This is a genomic window from Ruegeria sp. CK2 (genome assembly GCF_056536585.1).
Map to the genome: position 1 here is coordinate 1 of NZ_JBQFPW010000003.1, position 18,481 is coordinate 18,481.

At 56.4% G+C, this 18,481-nt stretch carries 19 protein-coding genes; 10 read left to right on the top strand and 9 right to left on the bottom strand.

The genetic code is table 11. The features are described from left to right. Positions 1-76 precede the first annotated feature (76 nt). Complete coding sequence (locus tag ACR0BU_RS05440; RefSeq protein ID WP_480735396.1) at positions 77-868, top strand: FAD binding domain-containing protein; 792 nt, start codon at positions 77-79, stop codon at positions 866-868. Positions 869-917: 49 nt separating this feature from the next. On the opposite strand, the gene ACR0BU_RS05445 is transcribed toward ACR0BU_RS05440, so the two are convergent. After that, the gene (locus ACR0BU_RS05445; protein WP_480735398.1) at positions 918-1,817 is read right to left on the bottom strand and encodes a MurR/RpiR family transcriptional regulator; all 900 of its coding nucleotides are present in this window, start codon (positions 1,815-1,817) and stop codon (positions 918-920) included. 87 nt (positions 1,818-1,904) lie between these two features. Between ACR0BU_RS05445 and ACR0BU_RS05450 the strand changes: the two genes are divergently transcribed. The 3 genes from ACR0BU_RS05450 (at position 1,905) to ACR0BU_RS05460 (ending at position 4,497) form a co-directional block, all read left to right on the top strand. Beyond that, positions 1,905-2,699, top strand: coding sequence for a beta-keto acid cleavage family enzyme (locus ACR0BU_RS05450; protein WP_480735400.1), 795 nt, complete (start codon positions 1,905-1,907; stop codon positions 2,697-2,699). Further along, positions 2,696-4,012: an aspartate aminotransferase family protein gene (locus ACR0BU_RS05455; protein WP_480735402.1), complete on the top strand. Its 1,317-nt coding sequence runs from the start codon at positions 2,696-2,698 to the stop codon at positions 4,010-4,012. The genes ACR0BU_RS05450 and ACR0BU_RS05455 overlap by 4 nt, the downstream gene beginning before the upstream one ends. Before the next feature lie 77 nt (positions 4,013-4,089). After that, positions 4,090-4,497, top strand: coding sequence for a hypothetical protein (locus ACR0BU_RS05460; RefSeq protein ID WP_480735403.1), 408 nt, complete (start codon positions 4,090-4,092; stop codon positions 4,495-4,497). 21 nt (positions 4,498-4,518) lie between these two features. Here ACR0BU_RS05460 and infC read toward each other — a convergent pair whose 3' ends face one another. From infC to cobA, 7 genes are all read right to left on the bottom strand, one after another. Beyond that, complete coding sequence (gene infC, locus ACR0BU_RS05465) at positions 4,519-5,109, bottom strand: translation initiation factor IF-3 (protein ID WP_480735805.1); 591 nt, start codon at positions 5,107-5,109, stop codon at positions 4,519-4,521. Positions 5,110-5,224: 115 nt separating this feature from the next. Further along, positions 5,225-6,058, bottom strand: coding sequence for a ferredoxin--NADP reductase (locus tag ACR0BU_RS05470; RefSeq protein ID WP_298933452.1), 834 nt, complete (start codon positions 6,056-6,058; stop codon positions 5,225-5,227). A gap of 106 nt (positions 6,059-6,164) precedes the next feature. Next, on the bottom strand, positions 6,165-6,572 hold the full coding sequence (locus tag ACR0BU_RS05475) for a DUF934 domain-containing protein (RefSeq protein WP_299078762.1): 408 nt from the start codon (positions 6,570-6,572) through the stop codon (positions 6,165-6,167). Further along, positions 6,569-7,330 carry a phosphoadenylyl-sulfate reductase gene (locus ACR0BU_RS05480; RefSeq protein ID WP_480735405.1) on the bottom strand — a complete coding sequence of 254 codons (762 nt, stop codon included), beginning with the start codon at positions 7,328-7,330 and terminating at the stop codon, positions 6,569-6,571. The genes ACR0BU_RS05475 and ACR0BU_RS05480 overlap by 4 nt, the downstream gene beginning before the upstream one ends. Continuing rightward, positions 7,320-8,984: a nitrite/sulfite reductase gene (locus ACR0BU_RS05485; protein WP_480735406.1), complete on the bottom strand. Its 1,665-nt coding sequence runs from the start codon at positions 8,982-8,984 to the stop codon at positions 7,320-7,322. The genes ACR0BU_RS05480 and ACR0BU_RS05485 overlap by 11 nt, the downstream gene beginning before the upstream one ends. 65 nt (positions 8,985-9,049) lie before the next feature. After that, the gene (locus ACR0BU_RS05490; RefSeq protein WP_298932200.1) at positions 9,050-9,364 is read right to left on the bottom strand and encodes a DUF2849 domain-containing protein; all 315 of its coding nucleotides are present in this window, start codon (positions 9,362-9,364) and stop codon (positions 9,050-9,052) included. Further along, positions 9,364-10,140: a uroporphyrinogen-III C-methyltransferase gene (gene cobA / locus ACR0BU_RS05495; protein ID WP_480735408.1), complete on the bottom strand. Its 777-nt coding sequence runs from the start codon at positions 10,138-10,140 to the stop codon at positions 9,364-9,366. Before cobA ends, ACR0BU_RS05490 begins: the two co-directional genes overlap by 1 nt. Positions 10,141-10,284: 144 nt before the next feature. Between cobA and ACR0BU_RS05500 the strand changes: the two genes are divergently transcribed. Then, complete coding sequence (locus tag ACR0BU_RS05500; protein ID WP_298932198.1) at positions 10,285-10,764, top strand: Lrp/AsnC family transcriptional regulator; 480 nt, start codon at positions 10,285-10,287, stop codon at positions 10,762-10,764. Positions 10,765-10,769: 5 nt separating this feature from the next. Here ACR0BU_RS05500 and ACR0BU_RS05505 read toward each other — a convergent pair whose 3' ends face one another. Continuing rightward, positions 10,770-11,951 carry a cytochrome P450 gene (locus tag ACR0BU_RS05505; RefSeq protein WP_480735807.1) on the bottom strand — a complete coding sequence of 394 codons (1,182 nt, stop codon included), beginning with the start codon at positions 11,949-11,951 and terminating at the stop codon, positions 10,770-10,772. A gap of 47 nt (positions 11,952-11,998) precedes the next feature. Here ACR0BU_RS05505 and ACR0BU_RS05510 point away from each other — a divergent pair, with 47 nt between their 5' ends. From ACR0BU_RS05510 to ACR0BU_RS05530, 5 genes are all read left to right on the top strand, one after another. Continuing rightward, a complete protein-coding gene (locus ACR0BU_RS05510) occupies positions 11,999-13,732 on the top strand; it encodes a sensor histidine kinase (RefSeq protein WP_299078771.1) in 1,734 nt (577 codons plus the stop codon). Then, positions 13,729-14,958 carry a sigma-54-dependent transcriptional regulator gene (locus ACR0BU_RS05515; RefSeq protein ID WP_480735809.1) on the top strand — a complete coding sequence of 410 codons (1,230 nt, stop codon included), beginning with the start codon at positions 13,729-13,731 and terminating at the stop codon, positions 14,956-14,958. Before ACR0BU_RS05510 ends, ACR0BU_RS05515 begins: the two co-directional genes overlap by 4 nt. Positions 14,959-15,255: 297 nt before the next feature. Continuing rightward, positions 15,256-16,257, top strand: a complete 1,002-nt coding sequence (locus ACR0BU_RS05520) for a DctP family TRAP transporter solute-binding subunit (RefSeq protein WP_298932196.1) — start codon at positions 15,256-15,258, stop codon at positions 16,255-16,257. 114 nt (positions 16,258-16,371) lie between these two features. Then, entirely contained in the window at positions 16,372-17,049 is a 678-nt protein-coding gene (locus tag ACR0BU_RS05525; protein ID WP_480735409.1) for a TRAP transporter small permease, read from the top strand. Beyond that, positions 17,049-18,425 (top strand): TRAP transporter large permease, encoded by a 1,377-nt coding sequence (locus ACR0BU_RS05530; protein WP_298932193.1) that lies wholly within the window; start codon positions 17,049-17,051, stop codon positions 18,423-18,425. The genes ACR0BU_RS05525 and ACR0BU_RS05530 overlap by 1 nt, the downstream gene beginning before the upstream one ends. Positions 18,426-18,481 lie beyond the last annotated feature (56 nt).

Genomic DNA, 18,481 nt, shown 5'->3' on the forward strand with positions numbered 1-18,481 from the left:
GGCGCTGCCCCCAGACCCCCGGAATATTTCCAAAAAGATGAAGAGCGGAAGGGTGCTCTTTGGAAAGGAAGACGAAATGTACAATTTCGAGTTTGAGAAGCCCTCGACCATTGCTGATGCGGTTGCGGCACTGGGGGGCGAAGATGCGCAGGCGCTGGGAGGTGGGCAAACCCTGATCCCGACGCTGAAACAGCGCTTGGCAGCCCCGTCGTCGCTGGTGTCCCTGAGCAGTATTGCTGAGATGCAAGGGGTCTGCGTCGAGGATGATGGCTCGGTCGCCATTGGCGGCGCGACGACCCATGCGGCGGTGGCCGCTGACGCGGCTGGCAGCTATCCGGCGCTGGCAGCGCTGGCCGGTCAGATTGGCGATCCAGCGGTGCGTAATCGCGGCACCATTGGCGGTTCGATCGCCAATAACGATCCGGCGGCCTGTTACCCTGCAGGCGCGTTGGGATCGGGGGCTACGATTGTCACCAATACCCGGCAGATCGTGGCGGATGACTTCTTTCAGGGCATGTTCACCACGGCGCTGGACGAGGGTGAGATCATCACCAGTGTCCGGTTCCCGGTGCCGCAGGCGGCCAGCTATCAGAAATTCCTGCAACCGGCATCACGCTTTGCGCTGGTGGGTGTGTACCTGGCCCGGTTTGCAGACGGTGTGCGTGTTGCTGTCACCGGCGCCAGCGAAGACGGGGTGTTCCGCTGGTCCGAGGCCGAACAGGCGCTGAGCAAAGAGTTCCGCGAAGACGCTCTAATGGATCTGAATATCAACCCCGCCAACATGATCGCCGATCTGCACGGTAGCAAAAACTACCGCGCACATCTGGTCAAGGTCATGACCAAACGCGCCGTACAAGCGACCATCTAAATACGAATCTCAGAAAGTAGGTTAAAGCCCCGGTCAAAACACCGGGGCTTTAAGGCCTGCGCAGTTTGGGAAGTTTTGATGGTTGCCAATAGGCGTTGGTGTCTTCTCGGGCTTTTTCGTAATCTTCGACCCTCTGGCGCGCAGCATCCCCGCCCGCAGCGAAGAGATGGCCCAGCAGGCATTCCAGAACCGCCATTGCCCCGGAAAAACTGGAGAAGTGATGCATTGACCGGGTGCTGATCTGAAAAGTCACATCGGGTTTGATACCGGGAGCGATGAGATCACTGTCAGAGATCAGGATGATCCGCATGCCCTTGTCCCGCGCAAAGCGCATCGACCGGATTGTATCCGCGGAATGGGGGTGAACGGTCATGGCAAGCAGGCAATCGTTTTTGTCTGCGTCCAACAGATCATCTATCGCCGATCCCATGTGGCGTGGGATTAGGTGTAGATCCGGATGAGCCATACGACCGACATAGTGAAAATAGTATGCCAGCGCATGGCTGGCGCGGGTGGCCGTGATGAAACACCGGCGGGCACCAAGAATGAAATCTGTGGCTTGCCTGATCTTCTTGGGGTCCATCAGGCGCAGCGATCTTGTGACCACATTCAGCTCGTTTTGAGCAAGGGACGCCTGAGTTTGGCTTAGTTGATCGGCTGACCTCATGCCCGCCAACCAATCCTGTTGCAGGCTGTCCTCTTTGTCGGTGACGAGCGCTTGTCGGAATGGCTGTCGGAGAGCATCAAAACCGTCAAAGCCCAGCCGTTGGGCCAGCCGGACCAAAACGTTCGAACTGGCGCCGATCTTTTCTGCAGTGACCCGAATGGGGTCGATGCCGAAATCCGCGGGGTGATCGATAATGTACTTGGCCGCCGCTTGAAGCTGCGGTGGAAATTGATCGATATTGCGACGTAAGAGTTTGACCAATTGGATGGATGTATTCGTCATTACCAAAGAAAAACATATGTTTTGACATTTGAAAATAGAAAACGTCGGGTATGTGGCTGTATGACAAGGGCGGCAGGAGAACCAGCAATGTCAAATCCGCTTCGACGACAAGAAGTCAGCTCATGGGCGTCCCTTGCAAGACCCTACGTTCTAGCTGCCCCCAACGGCGCGCGGCTAGACCGTTTGGGTCATCCACGGCTTCCGATCTCCTTGGACCAGATCGTAGAGGTTGCGCGGACATGCTTTGATGCAGGCGCTCAGGGCTTGCATTTGCATGTTCGGGATGATCAGGGGCAGCATTCGCTGGACGCCGGGCGATACCGCGAGACGATTGCTGCGCTTCATTCGATCGTTCCAGACATGGATGTGCAGATTTCGACTGAGGCGGCGGGTGTCTTTGACGTTAAGGCGCAATTGGTTTGCCTTCTGGAGGTTCAACCGACATGGGCGTCGATTTCGGTGCGCGAAATTGCGCGCGCGCCCCAATTGGCCGAGCGTGTTTATGGTCTTTGCAAGGAACAGGGCACTCGGGTTCAGCACATCCTGTACGATACGGAGGATGCGAAGCTGTTAGAGCATTGGAAAGCCAACAAGATCGTTCGGGCTGGGCAGGTTGATCGCTTGTTTGTGTTGGGCCGGTATGCGGCCGGTCAGGTGTCAGCCCCGGAAGATATCGATCTTTTCCCTCAGGACGCAGCACCATGGATGGTGTGCGCCTTTGGGTCGCAAGAACACATCTGTCTGCAAGAAGCCGCCTTGCGTGGAGGTGATGTGCGCGTAGGATTCGAAAACAGCCTGACCGATCCAACTGGTCGGCCCTGGAGTGACAATGCTGAATCTGTTGCGGCGCTGATCTCCAGGATTGAAAGGACCTCAAAATGAGCCACGTTTTTCCGCGACATACCAAAGCCGAGCTGCCGGTCGCTGCCGGTGGTGATGGGTGTTATCTGATCGATACGCAGGGCAAACGCTATCTGGATTGTGGTGACGCGGCTGTTTCTTGTCTGGGTCATTCCAACCCGGCCGTGATTGAAGCTGTTCAGAAACAAGTGGAACAGATCGCATTTGCGCATAGTGGTTTCATGACCTCTGAGCCGGCAGAAGCACTGGCTGATCTGTTGATTCAACACGCGCCGGGAGATTTGGATCGGGTGTATTTCGTGTCCGGAGGGTCAGAGGCAACTGAGGCGGCAATCAAGCTGGCGCGCCAGTATTACCTTGAAATCGGTCAGCCCGAGCGTCACCACGTCATTGCCCGACGCCAAAGCTATCATGGAAATACTCTTGGGGCTTTGTCGGCGGGTGGTAACGCTTGGCGGCGGGCGCAATTTGCCCCGATGTTGATCGAGATGACGCATATTGCCCCGTGTTATGAATATGCCGAAAAGCCCGACGGTGAGAGCAGTTTTGAGTATGGCCAGCGCGTTGCCAATGAGTTGGAGGAAGAAATCCTGCGGTTGGGCCCCGAAACGGTTATGGCTTTCATGGCTGAACCGGTTGTGGGGGCGACACTTGGCGCGGTTCCGGCGGTTGAGGGGTATTTCAAGCGTGTGCGTGAAATCTGTGATCAATACGGTGTGCTGTTGATCCTAGACGAAGTCATGTGCGGCATGGGGCGAACCGGGCATTTGTTTGCCTGCGATCACGACGGTATCGCGCCGGACATTCTGTGTATCGCCAAAGGGTTAGGGGCAGGGTATCAACCAATTGGCGCCATGCTGTGCTCGCGCCAGATTTATGACGCGATTCGGGATGGGTCGGGGTTCTTTCAGCATGGGCATACGTATATCGGCCATCCAGTGGCGACTGCGGCGGCTTTGGCGGTTATGACCGAACTTACAACGCGCGATCTGCCCGCACGCGCCGGTGTCATGGGGGAACAATTGCAATCCGCGTTGGAGGCCGCTTTCGGACAGCACGCAAATGTCGGCGATATCCGGGGGCGAGGGTTGTTTCGAGGCATTGAGTTGGTCGCCGACCGAGAGGCGAAAACTCCGTTCGATCCCGGCTTGGGGATCGCTGGAAAGATCAAAAAGGCTGCCATGGCCGAGGGGTTGATTTGTTACCCTATGTCAGGGACCCGAGAGGGCAAGAACGGAGATCATATTCTTTTGGCCCCGCCGTTCATCATTGCCGATCAACAGGTTGAAGAACTGGTCGAAAAATTGGCGCGTGCGCTGACGTCTGTGATCTGACAATGATGTGACCAGCCTTCCGGTTCAGGAAGAACCATATAGTTGTGTCTCACAGCTCACTGACTTGGGGTTATGACATGCTGCTAGATATCTGGACGAGTTTTCGGAACTTGCCTTTGTGGGTTCAGATCTGGGTGTCATTCATTCTGGTCCCAGTGAACTTGATCCCGTTGGCGTTTCTGGATCAGCCGCTGGGGATTATGATCGCGGTTCTTGCGATTGCAGGAATGGCGTTCAACCTGCCGATCATGCTGGTGACCCGCAGTATGTCTGGTGCGATGGCGTTGCCGCACATTGTTTTCTGGACACCTTTGGTTGTGATCGTCATTGGCCTATTGCTGAGCGGCGCGGAACTGCCATCGACTTACTTTTGGTTTCTTATGATCCTGTTTGTTGTCGATGTCATTTCGCTTGCCTTTGATATTCGGGATGCGGCCCAGTGGCTGACCAACAAAAAAGCCCCCGCCAATGGGCGAGAGCTTTAGAAAACGACCGCTGACGGCAGGTTACTTCTGCGGCAGTGGACCGATCATCATGATCATCTGACGACCTTCCATCTTTGGCATGTTCTCGACCTTGCCAATGTCCTTGGTGTCTTCCGCAACGCGTTCAAGCAATTCGCGGCCCAGATTCTGGTGGGCCATCTCGCGGCCACGAAAACGCAAGGTGACTTTAACCTTGTCGCCGTTTTCTAAAAACTTGAACACATTGCGCATCTTGACGTCGTAGTCATGCGTGTCGGTGTTGGGCCGGAATTTGACCTCTTTCACCTCGATGATCTTCTGCTTTTTGCGCGCTTCGGCTTCCCGCTTTTGCGTCTCATACTTGAACTTGCCGAAATCCATGATCTTGCAGACCGGGGGATTTGCGTTCGGAGAGATCTCTACAAGATCAAGGCCGGCTTCGTCGGCCATCTGCATAGCTTTGGCGGGATGAACCACCCCGACATTTTCGCCTTCAGCGCCAATCAGGCGGATTTCGGGGGACCGGATCTTGTCGTTTACGCGTGGGCCAGTGTCTCGTTGCGGCGGCGCGTTGTGGGGTCTGCGAGCTATTGGTTCATTCCTTTGATTATTGCAGAATTTCGAGCCCGGAATTTAGACTGGTGCGCGCATTGTTTCAAGCAACATAAGTGCCGGGAAACACGAAAATCCAGGGATTTATAGCGGGATTTGGCTGGCTGAGTGTGGAATTCCCGGCCAGCCACGCAGATCAGCCGACAAATGCCTTTTCGATCACGAATTCTTTCGGGTCAGAATTCGCACCTTCACGCAGCCCGAATTCTTCCAGTATCGCTTTGATATCGAGGTTGAACGCCAGTGATCCACAGACCATGGCACGATCTGTTTCGGGCTTGATGCCACCTTCGACACCCAGATCCGAAAACACTGTGCCGTCTTTCAGCAACTCGGTGATACGTCCCATCTTTGGGCTCTGTTCCCGGGTGGTGGTCGGGTAGTAGCGGATCTTGTCGGCAAATCCTTCGCCGATCAGTTCGGCCAGCAACTCGTCCTGACGGATGTTTTCGATCAACTGACGACCATATTCCAGCTCGGCCACTTCTCGGCAGGTATGGGTGATGATGATTTCGTCATAATCTTCATAGGTCTGCGGCTCGCGCAGCAGCGAGGCGAATGGTGCAAATCCGGTGCCGGTGGCAAAGAACCACAGGCGTTTGCCGGGCAGCAATGCATCATGCACCAACGTACCAACCGGCTTAGGGCGCAGGATGATCTGATCACCCGGTTTGATGTGCTGTAGTTTCGAGGTTAGAGGACCGTCCTGCACTTTGATCGAGTAGAACTCCAGCTCTTCGTCCCAGGATGGCGAGGCGATCGAGTAGGCGCGCAGAAGTGGCTTGCCGTTGTCGCCCAGCAGGCCGATCATCACGAACTCGCCCGAGCGAAAACGCAAGCTGGCGGGGCGGGACACCTTGAAGGAAAACAGACTGTCAGTCCAATGCTTCACATCGGTCACGGTCTGGGCGTCCGGCAGGACAGGGGCCTTAACGGCGGTGGCTTCGGTCACGGGCATCATCTCTGTCATCATTTCACTGTCGGTCTGTTAAACCGACATCTCCGTTTAAGCTTTGATTCAGGTCATGAAAAGGGGGCGGATTGCCCCCTTGTATCACAAGCTGGCGGGCGGTGAGTTAACCGCGCAGGCGGGCCTGATAGTTGTTTTCCAGCCAATTGGCGCGCGCAAGCCATTGATCTTCTGGTTGGCGAGAGGCCAGATCCTGGTCGATTTCGACCTCGTCAAACCCGCTACGGCGGGCCATCGCGTACTGATCAGCCAGCACATGCCCTTTGGCACGCAACCGTCCGGTATATCCTTTCAGGCGCAATGTGCGGGCAATGGTAAAACCACGCCCATCCGCAAAAGAGGGAAAATCCACCCGAACCATTTCAGCGCTGCCCAGACGGTCGATCAACTCATCGGGGTCCGTGTCCGAGGCGACATCCAGCGCCACAACGTCATTTGCAGCGTCTTCCAATGTCACATAGCCATTGGTCCAATCATCGGGGGTGAACCCTTCATCGGTTACAATTACAGTCATGTTTTCTCTCCTGCGCGCACCATTTTGCCGTCGACAAAGTGGATGCCGCATTCTTCTTTGCTCTGATCGCGCCAGCGTCCGGCGCGGGGGTCTTCGCCTTCTTTGACCGGCGAGGTGCAGGGCGCACAGCCGATCGAAGGGTATCCTTTCGCCACCAGCGGATGCCGGGGTAGGTTGTTTTCGTCCATATAGGTGCGCACATCTTCGGGCGCCCAATGCGCCAGTGGGTTGACCTTGATCCGACCGGTGCCGTCTTCGACCTCAAAGAACTCGAGCGTTGTGCGTGTGCCCGCCTGAAACCGTTTGCGCCCGGTGATCCAACCGCAATAGCCCGACAAAGCCTGTTGCAGCGGGAAGGTCTTGCGCAGGTTGCAGCACGCATCCGTATCCCGCAACCGCAGCGCGCCGTAGGGGTCTTCGCGCTCCACATCTTCATCATCCGCTCGGATGATCTTGACGTTTCGCAATCCCAGACGCTCGCTGACCACTTGCTGATACTCCAGCGTTTCGGTGAACAACATCTGCGTGTCGATGAACAGCACCGGTGTCATCTTGTCGACCACCGCTGCCATATGAAGCAACACCACCGATTCCGCGCCGAAGCTTGAAACTAAGGCAAGCTCGTCGATTTCTTCTATGGCACCATGCATCACGTCATGGGCACTGTGATGGCGGAACCGGGCGTTCAGCGCGTCGACCCTTTCGGTCAACTCGGCGCGGTTTTTGCCCAGTTCCGTCTGGATCAGGTCAAGCGGCATTGGCCTGCGCCTCGGGGTAGAGGGCCGCTTTGAACGGTGCCATTCCAACCCGACGGTAGGTTTCAAGGAAAGTTTCCTCGGCGCTTTCACGTTGTTCCAGATAAGCCTCGACGATGCGTTCGACAGCGGGCACGATTTCGTCATAGGCAAAGCCCGGACCGGTGCGGTCGCCGATTGCAGCGGTGTTAGTCCCGTCACCACCCAGAGTAATCTGGTAGTTCTCAACGCCTGCACGATCCAGACCCAGGATGCCGATATGACCCACGTGATGGTGACCACAGGCATTGATGCAGCCCGAGATCTTGATCTTCAGATGTCCGATGTCATGCTCGAGCTTCAACTCATCGAAACGGGTCGCGATCTGCTGTGCCACCGGGATTGAACGGGCTGTCGCCAGCGCGCAGTAGTCCATACCAGGGCAGGCGATGATGTCGCTGATTAAGCCGATATTGGCGGTTGCCAGTTCGTGCTCTTTCAGCTTGGTGTGGATCGCGGGCAGGTCCGATTTATGGACATGCGGCAGGATCACGTTTTGCTCATGGCTGATGCGCAGCTCGTCATAGGCGAATTCTTCGGCCAGATCGGCCATCACGCGCATCTGTTCAGCCGACGCATCACCAGGTGTAGCACCGTGCTTCTTGATCGAGATAGTGACGATCGCATGGTCCGCGTTTTTGTGCGGCGCGATGTTGGTGTCGACCCAAGACCGGAAGACCGGATCATTGGTATAGGCGCTCTCAAACGAGACCACCGAACCGTCACGATAGGTTGGCGGCGCAAAGTGGCCTTTGATCTCTTCCAACAGGTTCATGTCCGCACCTTTGAACTGGGGGCGGGTCTGGAGGAAGCGCTCATTGACTTTGGAGCGGATCGCATCGATGCCATGCTCGTGCACGGTGATCTTGATGCGCGCTTTGTACTTATTGTCGCGGCGACCGATTTGGTTCCACACCGAAACGGTTGCTTCAAGGTAAGCCAGCAGATCGTCAAAGGCGACGAAGTCCGACAGTTCCTTGCCAATCATCGGGGTACGGCCCAGGCCGCCGCCAACGATAACGCGCGCGCCCAGAACGCCATCGCGTTCAACCAGTTGCAGGCCGATATCATGTGCTTTGATCACCGCGCGGTCGTTTTCGGATCCCGTGATGGCAATCTTGAACTTACGCGGCATGAACTGGAATTCCGGGTGGTCGGTGGACCATTGGCGCAGCAATTCAGCATAGGGGCGCGGGTCTGCGACCTCATCTGCGGCGGCACCGGCGAAGTGGTCGGCGGTCACGTTGCGGATGGTGTTGCCTGAGGTCTGAATGGCGTGCATTCCAACCTCGGACAGCGCGTCCAGCATATCTGGCACGTCGTTCAATTTAGGCCAGTTGTACTGGATGTTTTGCCGCGTGGTGAAATGGCCATAGCCCTTGTCCCACTTCTCGGCCAGCAGGGCCAGTTGACGCATCTGCGTGCTGTTCAGTGTGCCATAGGGAATGGCAACCCGCAGCATGTAAGCATGCAATTGTAGATACAGACCGTTCATCAGGCGAAGCGGTTTGAATTCATCCTCGGTCAGCGAACCGTCAATGCGGCGCTCGACCTGCGCGCGGAACTGTGCGTTGCGCTCTGCCAGGAATGCGGTGTCGAATTCGGAGTAGCGATACATGTCTAGCTGTCCTTAAGTGCAGCCCCAAACCTGGGGGCCTTGAAAGGGGAGAGAGGGGCCTGAGGTCAGGTCCGGGGCTGCTGGGAAGTTTCCTGTTTGCCGTGGGCATAGTTGGACGGGCCAGTCCGGCGGAAGTCTTCCCGGAAATGGGTGGGTTCAGGGCCGCTTTCACCGGCTGCTGCGTCGGCAAGGTACGCTCCGACGATCTTGCTGGCCTGACGAGCCGCATCAAGCAGGCGAACCTGTGCGTGTGCTTCGTCCGTGATCAGCTCCGCTTCGGCCAGGTCACGGGACCAGCGGTCATCTTCGGTCTGATAAATCACATCGCCTTCCAGCAAATCGTTTGCAGTGACGACTTTTGGGGTAAAAGCGCGGGCCATCAGGCAAGCTCCTTATTGAATTCGGTGGCAGCCTGCGCCGCATCGCGCGGAGCAAGGCCATAAAATGTCAGGGCGGGGCCGTCCATTTCGGCGGCGGCCAGATCGGCCGGTAGTTGATCCAGCGTAGTGGGCAGAATGCGTTGATCAGGGCGCGATGCGTTTTCGACCAGAGTGACCGGCGTGGCGCGATCTGCGCCATGCATGATTAAGCGACCCTGAATGAAACGGGCAGACTTCTTGCCCATGTAGATGGCAGCAACAGAACCTGCGCGCGCTAGCGCGGCCCAGTCGTGATCGGCAAAACCCTTCATGTCATGCCCGGTCAGGAACCGGATAGAAGAGTTGCGGCCACGGCGGGTCAGGCTCTGACCTATTCCCGCAACTGCTGCGGATGCAGCGGTGATGCCGGGAATGATACGCCAGGGGATACCAGCAGCCTCAACCGCTTCGATTTCTTCGTCCAGGCGGCCAAATACAGTGGGGTCCCCGGATTTCAGGCGCACAATGCGCTTGCCTCGCAAGGCATGTTCGACCAGAAGCTGATCAATATCTTCTTGCTTCCAGGACGGTCCAAACCCAGCTTTGCCAACATCGACCAGCGCCGCATTTTGGCCTGCCAGCGCAAGAAGCTCATCACTGATCAAACGGTCATGCAGGACAATCTCCGCCTGATCAAATGCAGACAGGGCCTTGAGCGTCAGCAATTCCGGATCACCTGGGCCGGCGCCAACAAAGTCGACATGTCCTGTGTCTTTTGTCTCATGTGAATGCTGCATCGGATCGTCTCGAGCTTGGTTTGACTTGCCTCTCAATATAGGAAATATTCCCACCAAAGCGCCATATGTCCGTCGAAATAAGAACATATGTTCTAGCTTACGGATTCATCGGGACGTTGGTTTCGAAACGGAAGGAAATTTGGAATGTCGGTGCGCATAGACGACATGGATCGAAAAATTCTGGCCGAACTGCAGCGCGATGCCAGTCAGTCACTGGATGAAATCGCGGCCCAGGTCGGCAGTTCCAAGACACCGGTGTGGAATCGCATTCGCAAAATGAAAGGGGCCGGGATCATCGGTCAGCAGACTGTTTTGCTGGATGCCGAGGCGCTGGGATTCGAAGCGACGTTTTTCGTGTTGATCCGAACGTCTGAGCATGAGGCGGAATGGCAGCACAAATTCCTGAAAGCTTTGCGGGATCACCCGGAAGTGCAAGAAGCGCACCGGCTGGCAGGGGATATCGACTACATCCTGAAGGTCAGGGTTAAAAACGCCCGTGCTTACGATCAGTTCTATCAGTCTCTGATCTCAGAAGTACGGGTCCACAACGTAACGGCGTTGCTGTCGATGGAGGAGATAAAGTCGACCACAATGCTGCCGCTGAATGCGTTGGTTGAGGCTTGATAGGCTTAGGCCTGCACCAACAGGCGTTCCAAGCCATGAAAGTGATAGCTGTTTGAATAAACAGGTTGTTCCGACAACCGCAGATTTGGGCATCTTTGGAACAGAACCGGCAGGGCAATCCGCATTTCCAGCCTAGCAAGGGGTGCGCCGACGCAGAAATGCAGTCCTCCGCCGAAGCTGCTGTTGGTTTGAATCGCACGCGTCGGATCGAACCTGTTTGGATCTGGCCAGATTGCAGGGTCACGATTCGCCCCGCCTAGCAGCAGAGCCAACTGATCCCCCCGCTTGAAGGAGTGCCCAAATAGTTCGGCCTGTTCATAAGCGTAGCGTGTGAACATGTGCAAAGGCGCGTCATACCGCAGGACTTCCTCGACAGTTTTGTCGATGGCATCGGCCGCGAACGCTTGCGGGCCGGTTCCGGTCTGCAACAGCGTTTTCACCCCGTTGCCAAGGGAATGGACCGTGGCTTCGTGGCCCGCATTTAGAATAAGTATGCAGGTCGCCACCAACTCGTCCCGAGAGAGCTTTTCGCCCTCCTCTTCGGCAGCGATTAGTCGGGTGATCAAGTCGTCTCGCGGATCACTGCGCCGGCTTCGAATGTAGTCGTCGAGAAAACTGGTGAAGTCCTGTGCAGATTGCGCGGCCCTGTCTTCGGTCTTGCGGGTGCGGCTGGCCTGATACATCGCGACCATGTCATGCGACCAGCGAAGCAAGCTGTGCGCCATATCCTCGGGGACGCCTAGCAGACGGCAGATCGTAATGACCGGAACCTGCGTGCAGAAGGTTTCCAGCAGATCAAATGGTCCAGCAGGGAAAGCATCGATAAGGGTGTTGCATAGATCTTCGATGGATGGCGTAAGCGCCGCGATGGCGCGCGACGTGAACGCTCGCATTACCAAAGCGCGCAGGCGCGTGTGCCGGGGTGGTTCGGCTTCCAGCAGCGAATGTGCCTCTACTGTAAGCCACGGCGCAAGGTGGTCTGGACCAATACGCGCTAATTCGGGCGGAACTTCACGACCAAACCGGCGATCGCGAAACAACGTATGAACAGCATTATGAGACACGGCTGAGACCATGTTGTAGTCGTTCCAGTACACCAGATCTCCGCAATCCCGCGCCGCATCGTAGAACGGGTATGGATCTTGTACGAAACCGGGATCAGTAGGAGATTGGTGCAACGTCTTCATGCGGCGCAGACTTGCCATGCGCCGCTCTGAATGCAAGACCCTATGTCATGCAAAGGATTTGGGTCATTGTCGGTTTCCTGTTTGCCGTCGGGCTGTTGTCAGCGGCGGTTTGGTCCTATGGCTACCGGCAGGCTGTGTCGCAATTGAGTGAAAAGGCCGAGGCTGATCTTGAGCTGGCGGCGGACCGTCTGAGCACTCAGATGCAAGTGTACCAGGAACTTGCGGTGCTGATGGCGAACCATCCCACCCTGCGCGGCATAGAAACACCCCAACAGCGTCAAGACGCAGAAAAAGTGCTTCTGGATGTGGCTGATAAAACAGCTGCCGTGAACATGATGTATCTGGACCTGAACGGCCAGATTCTGGCCTCGGCCCAACCGGTGGCTCAGCGCAGTATGGCCGGACATCCGGCGTTTGAACGTGCTTTGCAAGGCGCAATGGGCAGCGCGCGCGGTGTTCAGCCCCTCAGCGGAGCACGCATTTATACCTACGCGGCCCCGACCTTTGGTCCCGAAGGGCAGGTAGAAGGGGCGTTGATGGTCGTCGCTGATGTGCAAGATGTTGAGCAGACCTGGCGCGGCAGTACCGAAGCGATCTTTTTTGTCGATACGGACGGTGTAGTCTTTATCTCAAACCGGTCTGATCTTCTGTTCTGGCGTCGCGCTGGCGGACAACCGGGGCTGATGCCACCTGATGATCAGGCGGTTGAATTCGCCTCGTCCTGGGTCGGAGGATATGAGCTGTGGACGCTGAACTGGGGTCGATACCTTCCGCGCCACGCGCTGCATCATACGCTTGATCTGCCGGTGATCGGCATGACGGCCGAGGTACTGGTGGATGTTGCTCCGGCCCGGCGACTGGCGGGATTGCAGGCGGCTACGGTTGCTGCGATTTGCCTGGCCTTTGGTGCTTTGCTTTTTCTGGCGACCGAGCGGCGGCGCACCTTGGCCGAGGCGAATACCGTTCTCGAAAGCCGTGTCGCCAAGCGCACACGGGATTTGACGGTTGCCAACAGTGCCTTGCGGCGCGAGGTGGCGGAACGGCAAGAGGCCGAAGCGGCGCTGAAACAAGCGCAAGCTGATCTGGTTCAGGCCGGTAAACTAAGCGCTCTGGGACAAATGTCGGCTGGTATCAGTCATGAGCTTAACCAACCCCTAATGGCAATCAGGCAGTTTGCCGACAATGGAACGGCCTTTATGACCCGTGGCCAAGGCGAGAAAGCCGGCGAGAATTTGGGGCGCATTTCAGAAATGGCGTCGCGCATGGCGCGGATTATCAAGAACCTGCGCGCTTTTGCCCGAAACGAAAGTGAGCCTGCGGGACGGGTCGATCTGGTGCATATCCTCAATACCGCCGTTGAACTGACCGAAGCGCGCATGCGCGAGGAAGGCGCGTCATTGGATTGGGACCCGCCCGCCAATCCGGTCTATGTCTGGGGGGGCGAAGTGCGTCTGGTGCAGGTGTTCGTTAACCTGATCAACAACGCGTTGGATGCCATGGAGGATCGCTCGCGCAGACAGGTCACGATCGCTTTGTCCGGGCAAACGCGGCTGCGCGTCTCGGTGCGCGACACTGGCCCCGGAATCGCCGACCCGGATCGCGTGTTCGAGCCGTTTTATACGACCAAAAGCGTTGGCTCTTCGGATGGGATGGGGCTGGGCCTGTCAATCTCTTACGGTCTGGTTCAAAGCTTTGGGGGTGATATTCGTGGTTCAAATACCGCAGACGGGGCCGAGTTCACGGTGGAACTGGACCCTTTTGAGAAGGAAGATGCTGCATAATGCGGAAGGTCTTGTTGGTTGATGATGATGCTGCTGTACGTGAGGCTTTGTCACAGACGCTAGAGCTGGCGGATTACGCTCCTGTCGCCGCCGGGTCTTTTGTCGCCGCCAAGGATCACATCCGTGCCGACTTTCCCGGAGTAATTGTTTCGGACATTCGAATGCCCGGGCGGGACGGGTTCCATCTATTGTCATATGCCCGTGACATCGACCCGGACCTTCCAGTTATCCTTTTGACCGGAGAAGGCGATATTCCAATGGCCGTTCAGGCCATGGGGCAGGGGGCGTTTGATTTTCTAGAAAAACCCTGCGCCGCATCTGACTTGTTGGCTGTGTTAGAGAGGGCATTCACCGCCCGCAGACAGGTTATCGAACAACGCGTGATGAAATCCGAACTTGAACGCGGCGACCCTGCGGCGCGTTTGTTGTTTGGGCTGTCCGATCAAGCAGAAGCGTTACGTGATCGGGTACGCAATGTCGCTCTGACCGGCGCCGAGGTTCTGGTCAACGGCCCGCCCGGAAGTGGGATATCCAAAGTCGCCGAAGTGGTTCACCTGATGTCAGCTGTTGGGCAGGGGCCTTTCGTCAAACGCCAGGCCTCGGGTCTCAGCCCGGAAGATCTGGCCCTTGCCTGTGAGGACGCGAGTGGTGGGTCCTTGTTTCTCGATGAAGTCTCGGCAATGCCGCAGGCTACGCAATATACCGCGCTCGAGTTGGTCGAGCGGGGCACTGACGCGCGGATCATCGCGGGGACGACGGCGGATTTGTCGGCCCTGGCGTCCGAGGGGCAGTTCAATGCAGACCTCTTCTACCGACTGGACGTGATGCGCATTTTGATCCCTTCGCTTGCCGAACGTCCTGAGGACATTCCGGTCATCTTCCGTCACTATGTGTCACAAGCTGCTGAACAGGCGGGGATCGCTGAGCCTGAAATCACATCCGAGCATCTGGCTGCTCTTATGGCCAGCGATTGGCCAGGCAACGCGCGATCCCTGATGTCAGCGGCGATGCGGTTTGTACTTGGTATGCCGGAAGAAGTGGCAAAGGCCGGGGACCTTGGGTTGAGCGAGCAAATGGCGCAGGTCGAGAGGTCTTTGCTGATCGCGGCACTGGGCCGACATAATGGTAAAGCCTCAGATGCGGCCAAGGCACTTAAGCTTCCTCGCAAGACGTTTTACGACAAGCTGGCCCGTTATCAGATTCGACCAGAAGATTATCGTAGGTAAGCGGACTGTGGCTGCAGCAGATTTATTACGCAGCGATTCGCCTAAGCGATTCGTTAGGAGTGCGGAAATCCGCACAAACCTGCTCTGGCGTGTGCGGTTTTCCGCACTCTGTTAGCGGTCAACGAAGCGCTCGATTGCAAAATTGCTTATAATGGTATGATTTATATATAAAAAAGCGACGTACTAGTTCGGTAGATCGAACCGTTGTGCGGTCAGGTTTGATTCGCTTCACTTCCGCCGTCTGGTGCTGATTAAGCGCCAATGGGAAGGTTCAAAGAAGTCTGGGAGGAAAAACAGATGAAAATCCTGACAACAGCCGCAACCGCGCTGGCGTTGACTGTGACCGCGACCGCCGGCATGGCAGCCTGCGACGATGGCGAGATCGTCGTGAAGTTCGCACATGTGACGAACACCGACAAACACCCTAAGGGCATCGCTGCGTCCTTGCTGGAACAGCGCGTCAACGACGAGATGAACGGCGTGATGTGTGTGGAGGTCTATCCGAACTCCACACTGTACAACGACGACAAAGTACTCGAAGCGATGCTGCAAGGCGACGTACAGCTTGCTGCCCCTTCGCTGTCAAAGTTCGAAAAGTTCACCAAGCAGTTCCGCCTTTTCGATTTGCCATTCATGTTTAAGAACATCGATGCGGTCGACGCGTTCCAGGCGTCGGATGACGGTCAAGCCCTGAAAGACAGCATGCAGCGCCGCGGCCTTCAGGGGCTGGCCTTCTGGCACAATGGTATGAAGCAGATGTCAGCGAACAAGCCGCTGATGGATCCGTCTGATGCGGAAGGCCTGAAGTTCCGTGTTCAATCGTCGGACGTTCTGGTCGCTCAGATGGAAGCCATCGGGGGAAGCCCACAGAAAATGGCGTTCTCGGAAGTGTACGGTGCCCTGCAACAGGGCGTTGTGGACGGCCAAGAAAACACCTGGTCGAACATCTACGGGAAGAAGTTCTTTGAGGTGCAGGATGGCATCACGGAAACCAACCACGGTATCATCGACTATCTGGTTGTGACCTCGGTCGACTGGCTGGACAGCCTTGATCCGGAAGTGCGTGATCAGTTCCTGACGATCCTGAGCGAAGTGACTGAAACCCGCAATAAAGAGGCATTCTCGGTAAACGAAGCCGCAAAAGCGTCGATCACCGATGCGGGTGGTATCATTCGTGATCTGAACCCGGAACAGCGTCAGGCATGGGTTGATGCCATGAAGCCTGTTTGGGACCAGTTCTCTGGTGACGTCGGTCAGGACAAGATCGATGCGGCGCAAGCTATCAACGCCGGGTTCTGATCCAAGAACAGACCGCGCGTCCGGGGACTGGGGAGTTATGGGCGCATAGGTCGGGCGGGCCGGATTAGGCCCGCCATTTTTAACTCTCATCACAAAAAATGCGGGGACAGAGAGATGTCTGGTGCGAAATCCGGCCAAGGCGGGCTGGTCGACCATATCGAAGAAACCCTGATTGCGTTGTTGCTAGGCCTGATGACGGCCATAACCTTTGCGAACGTGATTGCGCGGTTTGTTTTTAATTCCAATATCCTATGGGCGCTGGAGCTGACCGTTTTTGCATTCGGCTGGCTGGTTCTTCTGGGTGCGTCATATGCGGTGAAAAAACATGCCCATCTGGGTGTGGATGCGATCCTGAACATGCTGGCACCTGCGCCAAGGCGGATTCTTACACTGGTTTCGGTCGCGTGCTGTCTGGCGTTTTCACTGCTGATGCTGAAGGGCGCCTATGACTACTGGGCCGTCTTTGCGGATCTGCCGCCCACCTCGGGGCGATGGTTCCCGACCGGGTTCAATCTCGATGCCCGTAGTCAAAGCTTTTATGAAGTTGATGACATCCCAATGATCGCACCGCTGCGTTTTCTGGAAGAGATGATCAACTACGGCGAATACTACGAAAAGCTGCCAAAGGTTGTGCCTTACTTCATTCTTCCACTGTCGATGCTTTTGCTGGTCATTCGTTTTACTCAAGTCGCAATGCAGATTTGGCGCGGCGAAACCGACCGCCTGGTTGCCAGCCACGAGGTTGAGGACGAGATCGAAGAAGTTCGGGCCCAGCGGGGAGAACACGACTGATGGATGTTGTTCTTCTTTTCTCGATGGTCATCGGTCTGCTGCTAATTGGTGTTCCGATTGCGGTCGCATTGGGCCTCAGCTCGACCCTGTTCCTGCTGATTTATTCCGACAGTTCGCTGGCTTCGGTCGCAGGTACGCTTTTTGAGGCGTTCGAAGGCCACTTTACCTTGCTTGCGATCCCGTTCTTCATTCTGGCGTCGTCCTTCATGACTACGGGCGGCGTGGCGCGGCGGATTATCCGCTTTTCGATCGCTTGCGTCGGGCATTTGCCCGGAGGGTTGGCGATTGCGGGTGTATTTGCGTGCATGCTGTTTGCTGCTTTGTCTGGCTCTTCTCCGGCGACTGTTGTGGCCATCGGGTCCATCGTTATCGCGGGCATGCGGCAGGTGGGGTATTCCAAGGAATTCGCGGCGGGTGTGATCTGTAACGCGGGCACTTTGGGCATCCTAATCCCGCCTTCAATCGTGATGGTTGTTTACGCGGCAGCTGTCGAAGTCTCGGTCGGACGCATGTTCCTGGCTGGCGTGATTCCGGGTCTTTTGGCCGGGTTGATGCTGATGATCACAATCTACGTCATGGCCAAGGTTAAAAACCTGCCCAAGGGAGACTGGAAAGGGTGGGGCGAGATTTTCGTTTCGGCCCGCGAGGCCGGTTGGGGCCTGTTTCTGATCGTGATCATTCTGGGTGGGATCTATGGCGGTATCTTCACGCCGACCGAAGCTGCTGCGGTGGCCGCGGTTTATGCCTTCTTCATTGCAAGCTTCGTCTACAAGGACATGGGCCCGCTCAGTACCGAAGACGGAACGCCAAACCGGTCCCTGCTGTCCAAGCCTTATGCTTTGGCAACAGCGCTGTTCCATCCGGATACAAAGCACACTTTGTTTGAGGCGGGTAAGCTGACAGTAACCTTGTTGTTCGTCATCGCCAACGCGCTGATCCTCAAGCATGTTTTGACAGATGAACAGGTCCCGCAGCATATCGCCAGTGCCATGTTGTCTGCGGGTCTTGGGCCTGTCACTTTCCTGATTGTGGTCAATGTGATCCTGCTAATCGGGGGTCAGTTCATGGAACCTTCGGGCCTGTTGGTGATTGTTGCACCACTGGTCTTTCCGATAGCTATCGAACTGGGGATTGATCCAATCCATCTCGGGATCATCATGGTGGTAAACATGGAGATCGGGATGATCACGCCTCCGGTCGGGTTGAACCTGTTTGTCACATCAGGCGTCGCTGGAATGCCGATGATGAGTGTTGTGAGAGCGGCACTGCCGTTTCTGGCCGTGTTGTTCGTTTTCCTGATCATGGTGACATACATACCTTGGATTTCGACATTCCTGCCGAACACCTTCATGGGGCCCGAAATCATAACCAACTAGCCGGTACGTGCTTAGCAATCGACCGGGCGGCTGAAACCGTCCGGTCATTTTTGTGT